The 19,844-nt window shown below is 70.7% G+C and carries 20 protein-coding genes and 1 pseudogene; 5 read left to right on the plus strand and 16 right to left on the minus strand.

All coding sequences use genetic code 11. The features are described 5' to 3' along the window. The first annotated feature begins 54 nt into the window (after positions 1-54). Positions 55-870 carry an NmrA family NAD(P)-binding protein gene (locus GCN81_RS16645; RefSeq protein ID WP_156725579.1) on the plus strand — a complete coding sequence of 272 codons (816 nt, stop codon included), beginning with the start codon at positions 55-57 and terminating at the stop codon, positions 868-870. 11 nt (positions 871-881) lie between these two features. Here GCN81_RS16645 and GCN81_RS16650 read toward each other — a convergent pair whose 3' ends face one another. Together GCN81_RS16650 and GCN81_RS16655 are read right to left on the minus strand one after the other, a co-directional pair. Beyond that, positions 882-1,196, minus strand: a complete 315-nt coding sequence (locus GCN81_RS16650; protein WP_231626774.1) for a hypothetical protein — start codon at positions 1,194-1,196, stop codon at positions 882-884. Between the two features lie 10 nt (positions 1,197-1,206). Then, positions 1,207-2,505: a YihY/virulence factor BrkB family protein gene (locus GCN81_RS16655; RefSeq protein WP_156725420.1), complete on the minus strand. Its 1,299-nt coding sequence runs from the start codon at positions 2,503-2,505 to the stop codon at positions 1,207-1,209. Between the two features lie 276 nt (positions 2,506-2,781). On the opposite strand from GCN81_RS16655, the gene GCN81_RS16660 reads away from it, so the two are divergent. After that, on the plus strand, positions 2,782-4,062 hold the full coding sequence (locus GCN81_RS16660) for a GAF domain-containing protein (RefSeq protein ID WP_156725421.1): 1,281 nt from the start codon (positions 2,782-2,784) through the stop codon (positions 4,060-4,062). Positions 4,063-4,118: 56 nt separating this feature from the next. Here GCN81_RS16660 and GCN81_RS16665 read toward each other — a convergent pair whose 3' ends face one another. From GCN81_RS16665 to GCN81_RS16700, 9 genes are all read right to left on the minus strand, one after another. Further along, positions 4,119-4,859, minus strand: a complete 741-nt coding sequence (locus GCN81_RS16665) for a sirohydrochlorin chelatase (RefSeq protein WP_231626775.1) — start codon at positions 4,857-4,859, stop codon at positions 4,119-4,121. 159 nt (positions 4,860-5,018) lie between these two features. Continuing rightward, entirely contained in the window at positions 5,019-6,371 is a 1,353-nt protein-coding gene (locus tag GCN81_RS16670; protein ID WP_156725423.1) for a sulfate adenylyltransferase subunit 1, read from the minus strand. Beyond that, positions 6,372-7,322, minus strand: coding sequence for a sulfate adenylyltransferase subunit CysD (gene cysD / locus GCN81_RS16675; protein ID WP_156725424.1), 951 nt, complete (start codon positions 7,320-7,322; stop codon positions 6,372-6,374). It lies immediately after the preceding gene. Beyond that, positions 7,319-7,852, minus strand: coding sequence for an adenylyl-sulfate kinase (gene cysC, locus GCN81_RS16680; RefSeq protein WP_156725425.1), 534 nt, complete (start codon positions 7,850-7,852; stop codon positions 7,319-7,321). Before cysC ends, cysD begins: the two co-directional genes overlap by 4 nt. A gap of 20 nt (positions 7,853-7,872) precedes the next feature. Beyond that, entirely contained in the window at positions 7,873-8,583 is a 711-nt protein-coding gene (locus GCN81_RS16685) for a phosphoadenylyl-sulfate reductase (protein ID WP_156725426.1), read from the minus strand. Then, positions 8,580-8,765 carry a hypothetical protein gene (locus GCN81_RS16690; protein WP_156725427.1) on the minus strand — a complete coding sequence of 62 codons (186 nt, stop codon included), beginning with the start codon at positions 8,763-8,765 and terminating at the stop codon, positions 8,580-8,582. The genes GCN81_RS16685 and GCN81_RS16690 overlap by 4 nt, the downstream gene beginning before the upstream one ends. Next, on the minus strand, positions 8,762-10,459 hold the full coding sequence (locus GCN81_RS16695; protein ID WP_156725428.1) for a nitrite/sulfite reductase: 1,698 nt from the start codon (positions 10,457-10,459) through the stop codon (positions 8,762-8,764). Before GCN81_RS16695 ends, GCN81_RS16690 begins: the two co-directional genes overlap by 4 nt. 125 nt (positions 10,460-10,584) lie before the next feature. Continuing rightward, positions 10,585-10,857 (minus strand): putative leader peptide, encoded by a 273-nt coding sequence (locus GCN81_RS32990; protein WP_407697977.1) that lies wholly within the window; start codon positions 10,855-10,857, stop codon positions 10,585-10,587. Continuing rightward, entirely contained in the window at positions 10,761-11,297 is a 537-nt protein-coding gene (locus GCN81_RS16700; RefSeq protein WP_156725429.1) for a GNAT family N-acetyltransferase, read from the minus strand. Before GCN81_RS16700 ends, GCN81_RS32990 begins: the two co-directional genes overlap by 97 nt. Positions 11,298-11,386: 89 nt before the next feature. On the opposite strand from GCN81_RS16700, the gene GCN81_RS16705 reads away from it, so the two are divergent. After that, positions 11,387-11,890, plus strand: coding sequence for a GNAT family N-acetyltransferase (locus GCN81_RS16705; protein WP_156725430.1), 504 nt, complete (start codon positions 11,387-11,389; stop codon positions 11,888-11,890). Here the strand turns inward: GCN81_RS16705 and GCN81_RS16710 are convergent. From GCN81_RS16710 to mgt, 3 genes and pseudogenes are all read right to left on the minus strand, one after another. Next, positions 11,871-12,257: a nuclear transport factor 2 family protein gene (locus GCN81_RS16710; RefSeq protein ID WP_156725431.1), complete on the minus strand. Its 387-nt coding sequence runs from the start codon at positions 12,255-12,257 to the stop codon at positions 11,871-11,873. The two genes, GCN81_RS16705 and GCN81_RS16710, sit on opposite strands and share 20 nt — an antisense overlap. Next, on the minus strand, positions 12,250-12,810 hold the full coding sequence (locus GCN81_RS16715; RefSeq protein WP_156725432.1) for a DUF1697 domain-containing protein: 561 nt from the start codon (positions 12,808-12,810) through the stop codon (positions 12,250-12,252). Before GCN81_RS16715 ends, GCN81_RS16710 begins: the two co-directional genes overlap by 8 nt. 137 nt (positions 12,811-12,947) lie before the next feature. Next, positions 12,948-14,215, minus strand: a pseudogene (gene mgt, locus GCN81_RS16720) (macrolide-inactivating glycosyltransferase). Positions 14,216-14,332: 117 nt separating this feature from the next. Between mgt and GCN81_RS16725 the strand changes: the two are divergent. Further along, positions 14,333-15,187, plus strand: coding sequence for a phosphotransferase enzyme family protein (locus GCN81_RS16725; RefSeq protein WP_156725580.1), 855 nt, complete (start codon positions 14,333-14,335; stop codon positions 15,185-15,187). A gap of 92 nt (positions 15,188-15,279) precedes the next feature. On the opposite strand, the gene GCN81_RS16730 is transcribed toward GCN81_RS16725, so the two are convergent. Together GCN81_RS16730 and GCN81_RS16735 are read right to left on the minus strand one after the other, a co-directional pair. After that, positions 15,280-15,984: a 3'-5' exonuclease gene (locus GCN81_RS16730; RefSeq protein ID WP_156725434.1), complete on the minus strand. Its 705-nt coding sequence runs from the start codon at positions 15,982-15,984 to the stop codon at positions 15,280-15,282. Between the two features lie 109 nt (positions 15,985-16,093). Further along, on the minus strand, positions 16,094-17,401 hold the full coding sequence (locus GCN81_RS16735) for an SAV2148 family HEPN domain-containing protein (protein WP_156725435.1): 1,308 nt from the start codon (positions 17,399-17,401) through the stop codon (positions 16,094-16,096). Between the two features lie 271 nt (positions 17,402-17,672). Between GCN81_RS16735 and glgX the strand changes: the two genes are divergently transcribed. Beyond that, positions 17,673-19,790 (plus strand): glycogen debranching protein GlgX, encoded by a 2,118-nt coding sequence (gene glgX, locus GCN81_RS16740; RefSeq protein ID WP_156725436.1) that lies wholly within the window; start codon positions 17,673-17,675, stop codon positions 19,788-19,790. The last annotated feature ends 54 nt before the right edge of the window (positions 19,791-19,844 follow it).

Consider the following 19,844-nt stretch of genomic DNA (forward strand, 5'->3'; position numbering starts at 1 on the left):
TTCACTGGTGGATGTGACCGAGTAAGCGCGGCGAGAGAAGGGTGTGTGCGGGACATGAAGGTACTGGTGACGGGTGGATCGGGGCGTACGGGACGGCTGGTGGCCGAGGCCGCGGCGGCGGCTGGGCTCGGAGTGAGGGCGGTCTCCCGGTCGGCGGCGGTGCCCTTTGACTGGGACGACCGGTCGACCTGGGCGGCCGCGCTGGACGGCGTGGACGCGGCGTATCTCGCGTACTACTCGGACATCGGCGCCCCGACGGCGGCCGACGCGATCGGGGCGCTGGCGCGGCAGGCCGTGGCGAGCGGGGTGCGGCGGCTGGTGCTGCTGTCGGCGCGCGGCGAGGAGCTGGCGCTGCCCGCGGAGCGGGCCCTGGGCGAGTCGGGGGCCGACTGGACGATCCTTCGGTGCAGTTGGTTCGCCCAGAACTTCAGCGAGGGGCCGCTCCTTGAGGCCGTGCGCGGCGGCGAGCTGGCGTTTCCGGCCGGGGAGATTCGCGAACCGTTCATCGACGCGCGGGATATCGCGGATGTGGTGGTGACCGCGCTGACCGATGAGCGGCATAGCGGGCGGGTGTACGAGCTGACCGGGCCCCGGCTGCTGACCTGGCGGGAGGCCGTGGCCGAGGTCTCCCGGGCTACGGGCCAGGAGATCCACTATGTGCCGGTTCCGGTACGGGACTACGCCACCGTGATGCGCGAGATCGGGATGCCGGACCCGGAGGTGGAGTTCCTGACCGCGCTGTTCACCGATCTGCTGGACGGGCACAACGCCCGGCTGGCGGACGGGGTGCGGCAGGTGCTGGGGCGCGAGCCGCGGGACTTCACGGCGTTCGCGCGCACGGATGCGGCGGCCGGGACCTGGAAGGGGTGACGCACCGGCACTCAGACGGGTGAGGCGGACGGGGTCGAGGGGTCTCCCGCGTCCTCCCCGTGCTCCCCGTCCTCGTCGGCGACCTCCGCCACCCACCCGTACGGCAGCTCGCGGCCGTCGACGCTCACCGCCTCCACCGTCCGGGTCCTGGGGTCGATGTCCGCCGTGATCCCCTCGCCCTCATAGCGCGGGTAGCCGGACTCGCCGGTGCCGCCCGTGGCCTCCACGGTCGCGGAGCGCAGTACGCCGCCGTGGTCGGGATGGCCTTCGGCATCGGTGAGCTGGGGCTTCAGCACGACGGTGAAACGGCGCGGTGAGGTGCTCATGCTCCCGAGGTTACGGGCCGGGCCGGTCACCGCGCCTGTTTTGCGCGTCCTGGCCCCGGTGCGACGACGGGGGCGGCTGCGACGGCGGAGGAGGAGGCGGGGGCGACGGGGGCTCCCCTTCGGCCGGGCCCTCGGGCCGCGGCGGATCGCTCTTGCGTTTGGTGGGTGTACGGAGTCGGCCGGTGACGTCGTCCGGGGGAAGGAACTGCGCCCAGCGCTCGGGGAACTCCGACGGCATACCCGGGTCGTCCAGATCGTCGTCGCCGTCGGGGTCGTCGGGGTCGTCGGGGTCGTGGCCTTCGGCGCGGGCGGCGGCGGCCTTGGCGACCATCTCAGCGGCCGCGGCCTCCCGGGCGCGTTCGTTGGCGGCGCGGGCCGCGGCCGTGGCGATGGAGGGCCACACCCGGTCCACGGCGGCGTTCACGGCCGCCCCCACCAGGACCGCGAAGGCGGAGACGCCCACCCACAGCAGCACGGCCACGGGCGCGGCCAACGAGCCGTAGATGGAGGGCCCGCCCGGCGTGTCGATCGTGCGGGTCAGGTACATCCGCAGCAGGAAGCTGCCCAGCACCCACAGTCCGAGCGCCACCAGCGCCCCCGGAATGTCCTCGACCCAGCGTGAGCGCACCGGCACCGAGACGTGGTACAGCGTCGTCAGGAAGGCGATCCCCAGCACGATGACGACCGGCCAGTACAGGATCTGAACCAGGTTCTCGCTCCAGGGCAGGACGTCGAGTACCCGGTCGGGACCGGCCACCAGCAGCGGCAGGGCGACCGAACCGATCAGCAGCGCCATCACGAAGAGCAGGAACGCGAGAAGCCGGGTCTTGACGATGCCGCGCACCCCGTCGAGTCCGTACATCACGGTGATCGTGTCGACGAATACCGTCACCGCGCGCGAACCCGACCACACCGCCAGCAGGAAGCCGATCGAGATCACATTGGGTTTCGCGCCCTTGATCACATCGTCGAGGATGGGCTGCGCGATGTCCTGAACACCCTTTTCGGACAGGATCGTGCCCGCCGCGTCCAGGATGTTCGTCTCGACCGATTCGATCGTTTCGACGCCCACCCAGGCGTCGACGTAGCCGAGCAGCCCGACCAGGCTCAGCAGCAGCGGCGGCACGGACAGCAGCGTGAAGAACGCCGCTTCGGCCGCGAGACCCAGGATGCGGTACTCGATACAGGAGTTGACGGTGTCCTTCAGGAGCAGCCAGGCGGTCCTGCGTTTCGACACGTTCCGGTAGAGACGTCGCGCCCGGTGAATCCGGCCCGGCGGCCGCTCGGGATTTTCCTTTGCCTGGTGCACCTCCTTACCGTAGCGGCACGTCAGAGGGAGGCGGTCCCACCCATGCGGCGAGGGTGATGCCGCGCCGACACGGCATCACCCTGGCTCACGAGCCCCGGAAGACGGGAGCGTGAACGCCACGGAAGCGGCGTCGCTCTCAGTTTCGGGCACCCGCTCGGATGTTCGCCAGGGTTGCGGAAGGTTGCATCGTCCCTGTCCGAACATCCCCTCACCCGGTGGCCGGGGCGCGACGATGGACACAGCCCACGGGGCGAAGCACGTTGCGGGGAGGCGCTGGTGACACACTCGACCATCGATCTCGGGAGGATCGCGGCCACGGATTCCGGCCGGGCCGCCCGGCTGCTCCAGGGTGTGTACGCCGCCGCGCTCTCCGGTCAGCGGCCGTCCGTCGGCCCACGGCCGGTCATCGGCCAGTCCTGGGAGCGGATGCTGAGCCGCGGAGTCGACCCCGACCACGATCACCGGAACCGGCTGCTCACCCGCGAGGACATCGAGCGGCGCCGCCACGACTCCCCGTTGCACGGCGTCCTGCCGGTGCTGCGCGAGAGTCTGCTGTCGATCGCGGACGCCGCGCGGCACATCATGGTCGTCGCGGATGCCGACGGCCGGGTGCTGTGGCGTGAGGGCAGCGCCGCGGTACTGCGCCGGGCCGACGTACACGGCTTCGAACTCGGCGCCGACTGGAGCGAGTCCACGGTCGGCACCAATGGCATCGGCACGGCGCTGGTGGTCCGGGGGCCGGTCCAGGTGTTCTCGGCGGAGCATTTCGTACGCACCCACCACGACTGGACCTGCACCGGGGCCCCGCTCACCGATCCGCGTGACGGACGACTGATCGGCGTCCTCAACCTCAGCGGCCCGCTCGAGAGCCTGCATCCGGCGACCCTCGCGTTGGTGAGTACGGCGGCCAAGCTGGCCGAGGCCGAGCTGCGCACCCGGCATCTGGCCGACCTGGACCGGCTGCGCACGGTGGCGGCGCCGCTGCTCGCCCGGGTCGGCGGCCGCGCCCTCGCCGTTGATCCGAGCGGCTGGACCGCCGCGGTCACCGGGATGCCCCCGGTCGACCGGCTGCCCCTGCCCAAGGCGTTCGGCCCGGGGCGGGCCTGGCTGCCGTCGCTGGGCGCGTGCGCGGTCGAGCCGCTGCCCGGTGGCTGGCTGGTGCGGCCCGACGGCGAACCGACCGGCCAGGGCCCCGCCACGCGGGTCGTACTTGACCTGTCCAGCCCGCGCCACTACGCGGTGACCGTGTCCGGGTACGCCGGGGACTGGACCCACGAGCTGAGCCCCCGCCACGCCGAACTGCTCTACCTGCTGGCCGCGCACCCCGCGGGCAGCACCGCGGCCCAGCTCGCCGACGCCGTGTTCGCCGACCCGGGCCGCCGCGTGACCGTGCGTGCGGAGCTCTCCCGGATACGGCGCTACCTGGCGGGTCTGCTCGACCACCGCCCGTACCGCTTCCGCGAGAACGCCACGGTCGAGATGCGCTGGCCCGAGCAGCGGACGGACCTGCTGCCGCACTCGACGGCCCCGGCGGTGACCCGAGCGCGCCTCGGATAGGGGGCGTCTAAAGGTCCTGGCTGGCCTGGTCGTCCGCCAGCCGGGCCCCGGATCCGTCAGGCGCCCAGTGTGGCCAGGGCCGGGATCGTCGCCTCGTCGTAGCGGGTCAGGAGGAGGCGGGCCAGCTCGGGGGCTGGGCCCAGGACGTCGGCCAGGACGTCGGCGCCGCCGGTCCGGGCGCCGCGTGCGATGCGGTCCGGGAGAAAGCCGGGTGCGATGACGTACGGGGCGACCGCGACCCGGCGCACGCCCGCGGCGCGCAGCTGCGCCACCGCGTCTTCGGTGCGGGGCAGGGATGCGGAGGCGAACGCAGGCCGCACGGCACACCAACCGGTGCGCCGCCACTCCCGCGCGATTTCAGCGATCACTGCGATCGCCTCCGGGTCTGTGGAGCCCGCCGAGGCCAGGACGACCCCGGTCGAGCTCTTGTCGCCTGGCCGGAGCCCGGCGTCGTACAGCCGTCGCTCCAGCGCGTCCTGGAGTAGCGGCGAGGGGCCGAGCACCTCGGCCTGCCGTACGGACAGCCGCGGCAGCCGGGCGGTGGCGTCGTGCAGGACGGCCGGGATGTCGGCCTTGGCGTGGAAGGCGCGGGTCAGCAGCAGCGGCAGGGCGACCACGTCGCGTACGCCGTCGGCGTCGAGCCGCCGCAGCACTTGCGGCACGGTCGGCGCGTTGAAGTCCAGGAAACCGGTCTCCACACGCAGCCCGGGCCGCTGCGCCCGCACCCGCCGCACCAGGGCGCGCACGGTCGCGGCGTGCCGCGGGTCGCGGCTGCCGTGAGCGACCACGAGCAGCACGGGCCGCGCACCCCGTGCACCCCGTGCACCCCGTGCACCCCGTGCACCCCGCACACCCTGTACGCCTCGCGTCCCCCGCGTCGAATCGCGCGTCACGGGTTCCTCCCGTTCCTTTCCGTGCCGTGCCGTGCCGTGCCAGGTTCTGACCACCAGGGGTGGTCAGAAGTCCCAGCCGTCGTCGGCCGGTTCGGCCGTCTGCTCGGCGGGCTCGGTGGCCTGGGCGAAGGCGTCGCCCGCCATGCCCGCGGCGAGCGTCGTCCCGTCGGCCGGGTCGATCAGCAGGAACGAGCCGGTGCGCCGGGAGTCGGCGTAGTTGTCGATGGCCAGTGGCTCGGCGGTACGGACCACGACCCGGCCGATGTCGTTGGCGACCAGCTGCCCGGGGGCCGGGTGCTGGGACAGGTCGTCCAGGGTGAGCCGGGACGGGATGTCCTTGACGATCGCCTTGACGGTGCGGGTGGTGTGCTTGAGCAGCACCCGCTGGCCGACGGCGAGGGGGGTGTCGGCGACATGGCAGACGGTCGCGGTCAGGTCCTGGCTGGTGGCGGGGGCGTCCCCGGCCGGGACCAGCAGGTCACCGCGCGAGATGTCGATGTCGTCCTCGAGCCGGATGGTCACCGACTGCGGCGTCCACGCCACGTCGACCGGCTCGCCGAGCAGGTCGATCGCGGAGATCTTCGAGGTGCGCCCGGACGGCAGTACGGTCACCGTCTTGCCGACCCGGAAGGTACCGGCCGCGATCTGGCCCGCGTAGCCGCGGTAGTCGGGGTGCTCGGCGGTCTGCGGGCGGATCACGTACTGGACCGGGAAGCGGGCGTGGCAGGTGGCCAGGTCGTGGCTGACCGGGACGGTCTCCAGGTGCTCCAGGACGGTGGGGCCGCCGTACCAGTCCATGTTCGCCGACGGCTCCACGACGTTGTCCCCGGCCAGCGCCGAGATCGGGATCGCGGTGATCTCCGGGACGCCGAGCGAGGCGGCGTACGTGGTGAACTCCTTGGCGATGGCGGCGAAGACGGACTCCTGGTAGTCGACCAGGTCCATCTTGTTCACGGCCAGGACGACGTGCGGCACGCGCAGCAGCGCGGCGACCGCGGCATGCCGACGGGTCTGCTCGACCACGCCGTTGCGGGCGTCGACCAGGACCACGGCGAGCTCGGCGGTGGAGGCGCCGGTGACCATGTTCCGGGTGTACTGCACATGCCCGGGGGTGTCGGCGAGGATGAACCGGCGCCGGGCGGTGGCGAAGTAGCGGTAGGCGACATCGATGGTGATGCCCTGCTCGCGCTCGGCCCGCAGCCCGTCGGTCAGCAGCGCCAGGTCGGGCGCTTCCTGGCCGCGACTGGCCGACACCCGCTCGACGGCTTCCAGTTGGTCGGTGAGGACCGACTTGGAGTCGTGCAGCAGGCGGCCGACCAGGGTGGACTTGCCGTCGTCGACCGATCCGGCGGTGGCGAACCGCAGCAGCGTGGTGGCCGACAGCTGCTCGGCCAACTGGTTGGTGCTGGTGGACATTTAGAAGTACCCCTCGCGCTTGCGGTCTTCCATCGCGGCCTCGGACATCTTGTCGTCGGCTCGGGTGGCGCCTCGTTCGGTGAGCCGGGACGCGGCGATCTCGGCGATGACGGCGTCCAGCGTGGTGGCGTCGGAGTCGACGGCACCGGTGCAGGACATGTCGCCGACCGTGCGGTAGCGGACCTGGCGGGTGACGACGGGCTCGCTCTCCTTGGGGCCGCCCCACTCGCCCGCGGTCAGCCACATCCCGGAGCGCTGGAAGACCTCGCGCTCGTGGGCGAAGTAGATCTCCGGCAGTTCGATGCCCTCACGGGCGATGTACTGCCATACGTCCAGCTCGGTCCAGTTGGAGAGCGGGAAGACCCGGACGTGCTCGCCGGGGGCGTGCTTGCCGTTGTAGAGCTGCCACAGTTCGGGGCGCTGGCGGCGCGGGTCCCACTGCGAGAACTCATCCCGGAGGCTGAAGACCCGCTCCTTGGCGCGGGCCTTCTCCTCGTCGCGGCGCCCGCCCCCGAAGACGGCGTCGAACTTCTCGGCCTGGATCTTCTCGGTCAGCGGCACGGTCTGCAGCGGGTTACGGGTGCCGTCGGGGCGCTCGCGCAGCTTGCCCGCATCGATGTACTCCTGCACCGAGGCGACATGCAGCCGCAGCCCGTGCCGGGCGACGGCGCGGTCGCGGTAGTCGAGCACCTCGGGGAAGTTGTGCCCGGTGTCGACGTGCAGCAGCGAGAAGGGGACCGCCGCGGGGGCGAACGCCTTCAGCGCCAGATGCAGCATGACGATGGAGTCCTTGCCGCCGGAGAAGAGGATCACCGGCCGCTCGAACTCGCCCGCCACCTCGCGGAAGATGTGCACCGCCTCGGACTCCAGGGCGTCCAGGTGGCTGAGCGCGTACGGGCTGTCGCCCTCAGGGTTGGGTACAGCGTCAGTGACGGTGGTCGCGGTGGTCACGCCAGTCCCCTTTCGGTGAGCAGCGCCTGCAGCGCGGCTGCGGACTCCTGCACGGTCTGCTGGTGCGACTCGATCCGCAGATCGGGGGCCGCGGGCTCCTCATACGGGTCGTCGACCCCGGTCAGACCGGAGAGTTCTCCGGCCGCCTGTTTGGCGTACAGGCCCTTCACATCGCGCTCCGAGCAGACCTCCACCGGGGTGGCGACATGCACCTCCAGGTAGGGGGTGCCCTCGGACTGGTGGCGCCCCCGGACGGCCTCGCGGCTGTCGGCGTACGGGGCGATCACCGGCACCAGCGCGGTGACCCCATGGGAGGCGAGCAGCTCGGCGACGAAGCCGATGCGCTGCACGTTGGTGTGCCGGTCCTCGCGGCTGAAGCCGAGGCCCGCGGAGAGGAACTCGCGGATCTCGTCGCCGTCCAGCACCTCGACCCGCTGGCCAGCCGCGCGCAGCCGGTCGGCGAGTGCGTAGGCGATGGTGGTCTTGCCGGCGCTGGGCAGGCCGGTGAGCCAGACCGTGGCTCCCGTCATGTGCTTCTCCTGAAAGTTCGTCACCCGTGCAGCCCGCATTCCGTCTTGGAGCGGCCTGCCCAGCGTCCGGCCCGTGCGTCCTCGCCCGGGGCGACCCTGCGGGTGCAGGGCGCGCAGCCGATGGAGGGGTACCCGTCCTCGAGGAGCGGGTTGGTGAGGATGCCGTGCTCGGCGATGTACGCGTCCACGTCGTCCTGGGTCCAGCGGGCGATCGGCGAGATCTTGACCTTCTGCCGCTTCTCGTCCCAGCCGACGACCGGGGTGTTCGCCCGGGTCGGGGACTCGTCCCTGCGGAGCCCGGTCGCCCAGGCGTCGTAGCTGGCCAGGCCCTGTTCCAGGGGCTTGACCTTGCGCAGGGCGCAGCACAGGTCGGGGTCGCGGTCGTGCAGCTTCGGGCCGTGCTCGGCGTCCTGCTCGGCGACGGTCTGTACGGGCGTCAGGGTGATGAGGTTGACGTCCATGACGGCCCCGACCGCGTCCGCGGTGCCGAGGGTCTCGGGGAAGTGGTAGCCGGTGTCGAGGAAGACGACGTCCACGCCGGGCAGTGCGCGCGAGGCGAGGTGGGCGACCACCGCGTCCTCCATCGAGGAGGTGACACAGAAGGTCTTGCCGAAGGTCTCCGCCGCCCAGCCAAGGATGTCCAGCGGGGACGCGTCCTCCAGTTCACGCCCGGCGCGCTCGGCGAGCTCCTTGAGCTCCGCTGCCGTACGTCGGCCCTGAACGATCGTCATATCTCTTCCCCTCCATCGGAGTTGGGGTCGCGCCGCACTCCACGGGTCAGCAGCCCGAGGAACTTCAGCTGGAAGGCGCGGTTGCAGGCGGCGCACTCCCAGGCGCCGTGCCCGGTCTCGTTGGGGCGCAGGTCCTCGTCGCCGCAGTAGGGGCAGTAGAAGGGGGCGGCTCGCTCGCTCATGAGAGGGCCTCCTCGGAGGCGCGGGCGGCCCAGGTGGCGAACCGCTCGTTCTCTTCGCGTTCGGCCTGGAAGCGGGTGAGGACCCGCTCGACGTAGTCCGGAAGCTCCGCCGACGTCACCTTCAGGCCACGGACCTTGCGGCCGAATCCGGCCTCCAGGCCCAGCGCGCCACCGAGGTGCACCTGGAATCCCTCGACCTGGTTGCCGTCGGCGTCGAGCATCAGCTGACCCTTGAGACCGATGTCCGCGACCTGGATACGGGCGCAGGCGTTGGGGCAGCCGTTGATGTTGATGGTGATCGGGTGGTCGAACTCGGGGATGCGGCGCTCCAGCTCGTCGATGAGCGAGGCGCCGCGCGCCTTGGTCTCGACGATGGCCAGCTTGCAGAACTCGATGCCGGTGCAGGCCATGGTGCCGCGCCGGAACGGGGAGGCGTTGACCTTCAGGTCCAGCGCCTCCAGGCCCGCCACCAGCGAGGCGACCTGGTTCTCGGCCACGTCGAGCACGATCATCTTCTGCTCGGCGGTGGTACGCAGCCGTCCGGAGCCGTGCGCGGCCGCGACCTCGGCGATCTTCGTGAGCGTCGTGCCGTCCACGCGTCCCACACGGGGCGCGAAGCCGACGTAGAAGCGGCCGTCCTTCTGCTGGTGCACGCCGAGGTGGTCGCGCCAGGTTCCGGCGGGCTGCTCGGGGGCGGGGCCGTCGACCAGCTTGCGCTTGAGGTACTCGTCTTCGAGGATCTGCCGGAACTTCTCGGTACCCCAGTCGGCGAGCAGGAACTTCAGCCGGGCGCGGGTGCGCAGGCGGCGGTAGCCGTAGTCGCGGAAGATGCCGATGACGCCGCCGTACACGTCGGCGACCTCGTCCAGCGGCACCCAGGCGCCGAGGCGCTGGCCCAGCTTGGGGTTGGTGGAGAGCCCGCCGCCGACCCACAGGTCGAAGCCGGGGCCGTGCTCGGGGTGGTTCACGCCGACGAAGGCGATGTCGTTGATCTCGTGCGCGACATCGAGCTGTGGGGAGCCGGAGACGGCCGACTTGAACTTGCGGGGCAGGTTGGAGAAGTCGGGGTTGCCGATGAAGCGGCGCTGGATCTCCTCGATGGCGGGCGTGCCGTCGATGATCTCGTCCGCCGCGATTCCGGCGACCGGGGAGCCGAGGATGACACGGGGCGTGTCACCGCAGGCCTCGGTGGTGGAGAGGCCGACGGCCTCCAGGCGCCGCCAGATCTCCGGCATGTCCTCGATCTGGATCCAGTGGTACTGGATGTTCTGCCGGTCGGTGATGTCGGCGGTGCCGCGCGCGAACTCCTGGGAGATCTCGCCGATGACGCGGAGCTGCTCGGTGGTCAGCCGTCCGCCGTCGATACGGACCCGGAGCATGAAGTAGCGGTCGTCCAGCTCCTCCGGCTCCAGGATCGCGGTCTTGCCGCCGTCGATGCCGGGCTTGCGCTGGGTGTAGAGGCCCCACCAGCGCATCCGTCCGCGAAGGTCGGCCGGGTCGATCGAGTCGAATCCGGCCTTGGAGTAGATCGTCTCAATGCGTGTCCGCACATTGAGACCGTCGTCGTCCTTTTTGAACTGCTCGTTGCCATTGAGCGGGGTGAAGTGCCCCACGGCCCACTGTCCCTCGCCACGGTGACGGCTCGCCTTGCGGCGTGGCGTGGCGACAGCGGGCTTCTCCGGGGTGGCAGCCATGGCGATACGTCCTTCTGAACAGCGGGAATGCGGCTCTGACCTGCGCATACGGGCATACGAATACGGCACGCGCGGCGTTGCGCAGCAATGTCAGGTAAGGGGATACGGCGGTGGAAGCTGGTCCGTCAGCCCGCCGAACAGATGGCACTGGACATGCGGCCGAGGTCGACGTGCCGCCGACTCACCAAGGCAATTCCAGCTCGAGACATGACGGAAGCGTGGCATGGGACTTTAGACTCAGTCCACCTTAGTCCGGTATTTGGACAACACAGTCCCGCATCATGGGACAGTGTGCTCTTGATCACCCCGTGGAGACCTGGGTGTCGAAGAGCCGGAATCCGCGCTTCAGGTAATTGTCCATGGCGTGCGGGCCGTCCTTGCTGCAGGTGTGCAGCCATACCCGCTTGGTGGGGGCGAGCCCCTCCCAGCGCTCGGCGAGGTCCCAGGCGCGTGCGGTGCCGTACGTCAGCAGGTGGCCGCCGATCCGCCGCCCCCGGAAGGCCGGGATCAGTCCGAAGTAGAGGATCTCCACGACGCCCTCGTCCTGGGCCCGCAGCTCGACGTACCCGGCGGGTGTCCCCTTCTCGTAGGCGACCCAGGTCTCCACGCCCGGCTGCTCCAGTTGCTCGCGCCACTGGTCGGGGCTCAGGACCAGCCGGTCGGTCCAGCTGATGTCCCCGCCGACCGCCGTATAGAGGAAGCGGCTGAACTCCGGCGACGGCACCTCGGCCCGTACGATCCGTACGTCGTCCCCGTCCGGGGCGGACGCGGGCCGCAGGTCGGCCGAGGACGTCTGCTCAAGGGACCAGGTGGTCACGGTGGTGGCGGGGGTGTCCATGTAGCCAGGGAACCACAACCCCAGGGGCGGCCCAATGACAGGTGGTAAAACCTTTGACCACCCGCGTCGGACCCCATTAGCCTCCCCGAGTGACTCCCGAACTGCGGACCGACCGTCTGGTCCTTTCTCCCTATACACGCTCCGATGAGAGCGACTTTGTCGCGTTCTTCGGTGACCAGCGGGTCGGGCAGTGGTTCGGGGACGACTCCCCAGACGAGATCCGCGGGGTCTTCGAGCGGGTCTTCAGCCTCGTGTACGCGGAGGACCGCTTCAAGGTGTGGGCCGTGCGGCACGAGGGACGGTATATCGGCCATGCCGAGATCAAGCCGTCCCCGGAGTCCTGGCTCGACGGGCAGGAGATCGTCTACGGGCTCACCGCGGCGAGCTGGGGCCAGGGCTTCGGCTCGGAGCTGGTGCGGGCGCTCACCTCGTACGGATACGACGAGCTCGGCCTGAGCGAGGTGCACGCGACCGTGGACGCGCGGAACGCCGCCTCACTGGGCGTGCTGAAGAAGGCGGGCTACGTCCACGTACGGGACGTCCCGGAGGACGACGGCACCACCACCCAGCTGCTCACCCACCGGCGGCTGTGAGGCGGGCCCTGAACGGCGTCGCCTGGTGAAACCAGAGCAGCCAGCCCTGCTCGGTGCGGCGCCACAGGGAACTTCGGTGCGCCGGGCGGCCGTTGGTGTCAGTGTCGAAGGTGAGATGGACCAGATCGTCCGCGAGCTGGACACCGCGCATCCGCGATGTGGTCGCGGGGCGGTCGGGTGCTGCCTTGTGCGCGGTCAGTTCGGCGATGACCGACGCCCGGTCCCAGCAGCGCCCCGACACACCGATCTCGGTGAACTCCGGGTGCAGCAGGGCGGCCACCAGCTCGGCCGAGCCGCGCACCTCGGGGGCGAGCAGACGCAGTTCGTTCTCGATGGCCGCGGCGACGGCGGGTGAGCGTTCAGGCACCGGTCATCTCCACCAGTTTGGCGACGGTGTTCCAGTTACGGGTGGTGGCGATGGTGCCGCGCAGGGCGCCCTTGAACAGGGCTGGCCTGGCCAGCGCTTCGGCCAGCTTGGAGCGGCCGAGGCCGTTCGGGGCGTAGAGGTAGAGCGCCCGGTCGCCGAGTTGGAAGTCCTCGGGCGCGTAGTCGGCCGGGTCGACGGAGGAGAGCTGCTCGGGTGTCACCGACCGGGAGAAGAAGGTGACATGGAGCTGCTTGCCCTCAAGTGAGGCCACGGGGAAGGGGCAGGCATCGGCTACGGCTCTCAGATACGCCCCACCGCGGACCAGGCAGTCGACGGAGAAGCCGAAGCGGTCGGCGATGGCCTTGCGCAGCTCGTCGGCGAGCGCCTCCTCGTCGCGTGAGGCGCTGGTGAAGACGGCGTTACCGCTCTGCAGGTAGGTGCGTACCTCGCCATGCCCCAGCTCGCCGAGCAGGGAGCGGAGTTCGGCCATGGGGACCTTGTTGTGGCCACTCACGTTGATGCCGCGCAGCAGGGCCGCGTACGTCGTCGTCATGCGCCCACGATAGGCGCGTGCGGGCGTCGCGGACGGACAGACACGGGAGGCGTCCGCCCTGACCATGCGGGCGCTCCGCGCAGATCGCGGAGCGCCCGACGGGTCGTGCGCGTGGCGGACGACACGGGTTCACGGGTTTACGTGACGCGATCCGTCGAGGAGGACGACGCGCGCCCGCCGGGAAGTTCGGCCTCGATCAGGTCGGCCGCGCGCCGTGTGCCGCCTTCCTGGGCGGTCTGTCGCTGGAGTTCCCGCAGCCGCTCGGCGACCTGCTGGTCAGCGGCGAGCGCGAGCACCGCCTCACGCAGCACATCGGCCGTCGCCTCGTCGGTCGGGATGTGGCGGGCGACGCCGAGTGACCGCAGCATGTCGGCGTTGCCGAACTGGTCGACGGCCTGCGGGACGGCGATCATCGGCGTCGCCGTGGCGAGGCCCTCCTGGCTGCCGCCCGCGCCCGCGTGCGTGACGAAGACGTCGGCCTGCTGAAGGATGGCCAGTTGCGGCACCCAGCTCCGCACTTCGACGTTGGTGGGAATGTCACCCAGCTCTTCCATCTCGACGTGCTTGCCGATCTGCAGCACAAGATGCCAGTCCGGCAGCGGGCGAAAGGCCTCGACGCACTCCCGGTAGAAGGCGGGCTGCTTGGTGAAGGAGGAGCCGAGCGAGACGAGCGCGACCTTCTCGGCACCGGCCGGACGCTGCCACTCCCCCTGCTCGGCACGGTCACCCTGACAGGCACCCACGAACGTGTACACAGTCTCGTCCACGCGGTCGGCGTGGGGTTGGAGGGCCTTGGGGATCACGACGAGGCACCGGTCGGGGTGGCCCATGAAGCGCTCGACCTCCATGCTCATGCCGTTCTCCGCGATCCACGCGGCGAAGTTGTCGTAGAACGCCTGGCCCCGGGGCGTCTGCTTGAGCTGCTCGAAGGTCGCGTTCGCGACCTCCTCCTCGTACCCCTTCCAGGCCACCAGGTTCGGCGAGAGCTGCACGATCGGGACGCCCCAGCGGTGTGCGAGCACCCGCGCCGGGTAGGCCGTGATGTCGTACAGGACGAGATCCGGCTCATCCCCGTCATACAGCTTGGCGAGTTGCGGCAGCGCCTGGACGGCGTCGGTCAGGAACGGCTCCATATGGTCGACGAGTTCGGTGCCCCAGGCGTCCGGATCGTCATCGGTGGGCAGCGTCGAGGACCAGATCCTGGGCTCGGCGCCGACGGCGGCGACCTTGTCGGCGAAGGACTCGGGGATCGCGTATGTCACCCGGAACCCCCGGGCGACGAGCTCACGGATCACCTCCAGACTGGGATTCACATGGCCGTGCGCGGCGATGGAGAACATGGCGATATGGACACGCTGGCGACTGGTCATGATCAGACCCTAACGAGACGATACGTATCGTGCAAGCGAAATCCTCCTTCTCTGGACTGCCTCCATGCGAGCCCTGCGAGAAACGCGAGATCTGGGAGACCTGGGAGACTGTCGTCGAACGCGATCGCGAGCAGCAGTACGGGAGGCACCGGATGGACGAGGCGCGCGCACGGGACGTGCTGAGCGCGGCGGGCCTGGACCCGGACGCCGAACTCCTGGCCCTAGGGGAGAACGCGGTGTTCGCCTCGGGTGAGCTGGCGGTCAAGGTGGGGCGCGCGGCCCCCGAACTGCACGACCGCGCCCAGCGCGAGCTACGTGTCGCGGGGTGGCTGGAGAAGGCGGACGTCCCCGCCGTACGGGCCGCCGAGCCGGAGCCCCGCTCGGCCGACGGGCATCCGGTGACCTTGTGGTACCGGCTGGCGGAGCCGGTACGCCCCGCCGAGCCGGCCGATCTGGCCGCGCTGCTCCGGCTGGTGCACGCCCTGCCCTCGCCCGACTTCGCGTTGCCGCGCCGTGAGCTGCTGGGCGGCGTCGAGCGCTGGCTGCGCCTCGCGGGTGAGGCGATCGCGCCCACCGACGCGGAGTATCTGCGCGAGCGCCGGGACGGTTTCGCGGCAGCGGCGGCCGCGCTCGTACCGCACCTGCCGGTGGGGCCCATCCACGGCGACGCACTCCCCCGCAACGTCCATGTCGGCGCGGGCGGTCCCGTGCTAGTGGACCTGGAGACGTTCGCCGCCGACTTCCGCGAGCACGACCTGGTGGTGATGGCGCTGTCCCGGGACCGGTACGGCCTGCCCGCCGAGGCCTACGACACCTTCACCTCCGCCTACGGATGGGACGTACGGGAGTGGGAATGCTGCGCCGTACTGCGCGGGGCACGGGAGACCGCGAGCTGCGCCTGGGTCGCCCAGCACGCGCCGAGCAACCCCCGGGCCCTGGCGGAGTTCGAGCGCCGGGTGGCCTCGCTGCGCGACGGCGATGCCGCGGTCCGCTGGCACCCGTTCTGACCCGACCCGGCGCACCCCAGCCGCCGTACGCGCCCCCGCGCTTCCCCCCCGACGTACGCACCCCACCCCCGTACGCCCCTACGCCGCCCGCATCAGCCGCGCAGCGGCCACTGCCCGTCCACCACCGCCTCCGCGTTCCCCTTGCGGCGCAGGAAGTCCTGGAAGCTGGCGGCCCACTGCGCGTACCACTCGATCTGTCTGCGGTGCAGCTCGGCGGGGCCGATCATCGCGACCTTGTCGTGCCGCTCGGCTATCGCACGGGCGACCTGGACCGCGGCCAGCGCGTCCGCCAAGGCGTGGTGTGCCGAGTCCAGCGCGACGCCGTACTCCGCGCAGACCGCTTCCAGGGTGCGCTTGCCCTTGCGGTACTTGTCCACGGCCCGGTCGATCGTGTACGGATCGACGACCGGGCCGGGGTCGGTGCCGCCAAGCCGCTCGGACAGCGACGGCAGCCCGTACCGCCGCAACTCCGCCGCGAGCAGCGACAGGTCGAACGCGGCGTTGTACGCCACCACCGGGACACCCGCGGCCCAGTATCCGGCCAGCGCGCTGGCCAGTTCGTCGGCGACCCGGTCGGCCGGGCGTCCTTCGGCCGCCGCCCGCTCGTTGGTGACGCCGTGCACCTCCACGGCGTCCTGCGGAATCACCACCCCCGGGTCGGCCAGCCACTCGCGCCGCCCTCCCGGTACTCCGTCCTTGACCTCCACCAGCGCGCCCGTGACGATCCGCGCCTCGCACGGGTCGGTGCCCGTGGTCTCCAGGTCAAACCCGATCAGCAGCTCCCGGTGCCAGCTCATGATGGCCCCCCTCCCTAGTGGTGCTTCCCCCGTGTTCCTTCTGGGTTCCACCCTCGCACGCACCACTGACAACCCGGCCGCAGATGGACCAGCCTCAGCCGGACCAGGCTCAGGACACCGGCCGCGAGTCAGCCCACGCCGACTCGAACTCCTCCCGGTAGGTCGCGAAGAGCCCGTACTCCCCGCTCTCCCCGCTCTCCCCGGCCTTCACCACCCGGCCCCCGCCCCGCAGCACGAGAACCGGCGCCTCCATCCCCCGCGTCCGGCGCAGATAGGACTGCACGATGCCGATGCCGTCCGGGCCGTCCCCGTCGACCAGATACGCCGTGAGGCGCGGCGTCTCGTCGAACACCCGGATCTCGAAGGCGTCCGGGTCACGCAACCGGGAGCGCACCCGGCGCATATGGAGGATGTTCATCTCCACCGCGCGGCTCAGCTCCCCCTTCTTCAGCCCCAGCTCCCGCTCCCGGCGCCGGACCGCGCTGCTCGCCGGATTGAGGAAGAGCAGCCGCACCCGGCAGCCCGCCTCCGCGAGCCGCACCAGACGGCGCCCGGAGAAGTTCTGCACCAGCAGATTCAGGCCTATCCCGATGGCGTCCAGACGCCGTGCCTCACCGAAGAGATCCTCGGCGGGGAACTGCCGCAGCAGCCGCACCCGGTCGGAGTGCACCCCCACCACATCCGCGTACCGGTCGCCGACGAGGTCCTCCACGGCGTCCACCGGCAGCCGCCGCGACGACGGTACGTCGGTGTCGGCGCCCAGTATCTCCAGCAGCCGGGACGCGGCACGCTCCGCCTGAGCCAGCACGGCCTGCGACAAGGCTCGGTTGCGCGAGACCACGTTCCGCGTGACCTCCAGCTCGTCCAGGGCCAGTTCGACATCCCGGCGATCGTCGAAGTACGGCTCGAAGCACGGCCAGTGCTGCACCATCAGCTCACGCAACTGCGGCAGCGTCAGAAAGCTCAGCACATTGTCATCGGCGGGATCGAGCAGGTACCCCTTACGGCGGCTGACCTCCCGCACCGCGACGGCCCGCTGCACCCACTCCTGCCCCGCTGGCCCGGCCGCGGCGATCACCCAGTCCTCGCCGTGCACCGGCTCGTAGACAGGACGCAGGACGGCGCCCACGACCGCGCGCAGCCGCTGTTCCACCAGGTTCAGCCAGATGTAGGCCCGCCCGGCGCGTTGGGCGCGCGTACGCACCTCGCGCCAGGCGTCGCTGCCCCAGTCCAGCTCCGGGCCTATCTGGGACCCGGTCTCCATCGGACGCGCCACGGAGACCGCTGAAGGCGGAACCTCCATGGAGTCCCCCGCACGCCCCGAATCGCGGCCTTCGCGGCTTTCGCGGCCGTCCCGGCCGTCCCGATCCTCGCGACCCGAGTCACCTGGGGGCAGCTCCAGCCCTCCCGAGCTCACCCGCGCACCGCCTTCCGCCCCCTGAGGCTCTCTTAGCCCCCCACAGGGACCCCGTTCACGATCAAGGAAGGGTACTCCGCGAGCGACGGGGGATGCAGCCCCTTGCCCCGCCTGCACCGCAACTCCACACCCTGGCCCGCCCATTGTCCGTCGGGAGCCCGCGAAAAGTGAGCGCCCTCACTCCGCACACGCCGAGTTGGGTGCGAAGACGGGGACCGAGGTTGGGTGAGTGGGCCCCCAGGGCGGGGGGTGACGTGGAAGAGTCCTGTCCATGCAGGTCTGGCCTGGACAGGCGTATCCGCTCGGTGCCACGTACGACGGCGCCGGGACCAACTTCGCGGTCTTCTCGGAGGCCGCCGACCGTATCGAGCTGTGCCTGCTGCACGACGACGGCTCGGAGACAGCCGTCGAGCTGCGCGAGGTCGACGCGTTCGTGCGGCACGCCTACCTGCCGGGGATCATGCCAGGCCAGCGGTACGGCTTTCGGGCGCATGGCCCGTACGCCCCCGAGCGCGGGCAGCGCTGCAACTCGGCGAAGCTGCTGCTCGACCCGTACGCGCGCGCGGTGTGCGGCCAGGTGGACTGGGGCGAGGAGGTGTACGGGTATCACTTCGGGGCGCCCGAGCGGCGCAACGACCTGGACTCGGCGCCGCACACGATGACGTCCGTGGTGGTCAACCCGTACTTCGACTGGGGCGACGACCGGCCGCCCCGGACCCCGTACAACGAAACGGTGCTCTACGAGGCCCATGTGAAGGGTCTGACCATGCTGCACCCGGAGTTGCCCGAGGAGTTACGCGGGACGTACGCGGCTCTCGCGCACCCAGCGGTCATCGAACATCTCACCGGACTGGGCGTCACCGCCCTTGAGTTGATGCCGGTGCACCAGTTCGTGAACGATCACCGGCTGGTGGATGAGGGGCTGAGCAACTTCTGGGGCTACAACACCATCGGTTTCTTCGCTCCGCACAACGGCTACGCGTCCTGGGGTGACCGAGGTCAGCAGGTGCTGGAATTCAAGTCGGCGGTGCGCGCCCTGCATGAGGCCGGGATCGAGGTGATTCTGGACGTCGTCTACAACCACACGGCGGAGGGCAACCATCTGGGGCCCACGCTGTCGTTCCGGGGGCTGGACAATGCCTCGTACTACCGGCTGGCCGATGACCGCCGCTATTACACGGACACTACGGGGACGGGGAATTCGCTGCTGATGCGGTCTCCGCACGTACTGCAGCTCATCATGGACTCGCTGCGGTACTGGGTGACCGAGATGCGGGTGGACGGCTTTCGTTTCGATCTCGCGGCCACGCTGGCACGGCAGTTCCATGAGGTGGACCGGCTGTCGTCGTTCTTCGACCTGGTGCAGCAGGACCCGGTGGTCAGCCAGGTGAAGCTGATCGCGGAGCCGTGGGACGTCGGTGAGGGCGGATATCAGGTGGGCAACTTCCCGCCGCTGTGGACCGAATGGAACGGCAGGTACCGGGATACGGTACGGGACCTGTGGCGCGGCGAGCCGCGGGCGCTGGCGGAGTTCGCATCCCGGCTGACGGGCTCATCGGACCTCTATCAGGACGACGGGCGGCGGCCGCTCGCCTCCATCAACTTCGTGACGTGTCACGACGGTTTCACGCTGCGCGACCTGGTCTCGTACAACGAGAAACACAACCACGCCAACGGCGAGGACAACCGCGACGGCGAGAGTCACAACCGCTCCTGGAACTGCGGCGTAGAGGGTGAGACGGACGATCCCGCCGTGCGGGAGCTGCGCGCGCGGCAGACACGGAACCTCATCGCCACGCTGATGCTGTCGCAGGGCGTGCCCATGCTGTCGCACGGCGACGAGCTGGGGCGCACCCAACGCGGCAACAACAACGCCTACTGCCAGGACAGCGAGCTGGCCTGGGTGCACTGGCCCGCGCGGGGCGAAGAGCCGGACCCCCTGCTGGAGTTCACCCGCGCCATGGCCTGGCTGCGCCGTGACCACCCGGTGTTCCGCAGGCGCAGGTTCTTCCACGGGCGGCCGGTCGAGGGCACCCACGACGAGCTGTCCGACATCGCGTGGTTCACCCCGCGGGGCGAGGAGATGCGGCAGCGGGACTGGAGTGGGGCAAGCGCGGGGGCGTTGACGGTGTTCCTCAACGGCAACGCGATCTCCGAGCCCGGACTGCGCGGGGAGCGTATCCAGGACGACTCGTTCCCGCTGATGTTCAACGCGTCGGCCGAGCCACTGGAGTTGGTGGTTCCGGTCAATCACGGGAGGCAGTGGCAGGTGGTGGCCGATACGGCGCGGCCGGAGGGGGTGCCGCCGCGTACCGGTCCCAAGGTGCGGGCCGGGGACCGGCTGAGGCTGCTCGACCGGAGCCTCACGGTGTTGCAGCGTCCCGCCTGAGCGGCTGCGCGGCGGAGTGGCTGCGGGCCTGCGCGGCTGCGCGGCGGAGTGGCT

Source organism: Streptomyces apocyni, from assembly GCF_009739465.1.
GTDB lineage: Bacteria > Actinomycetota > Actinomycetes > Streptomycetales > Streptomycetaceae > Streptomyces > Streptomyces apocyni.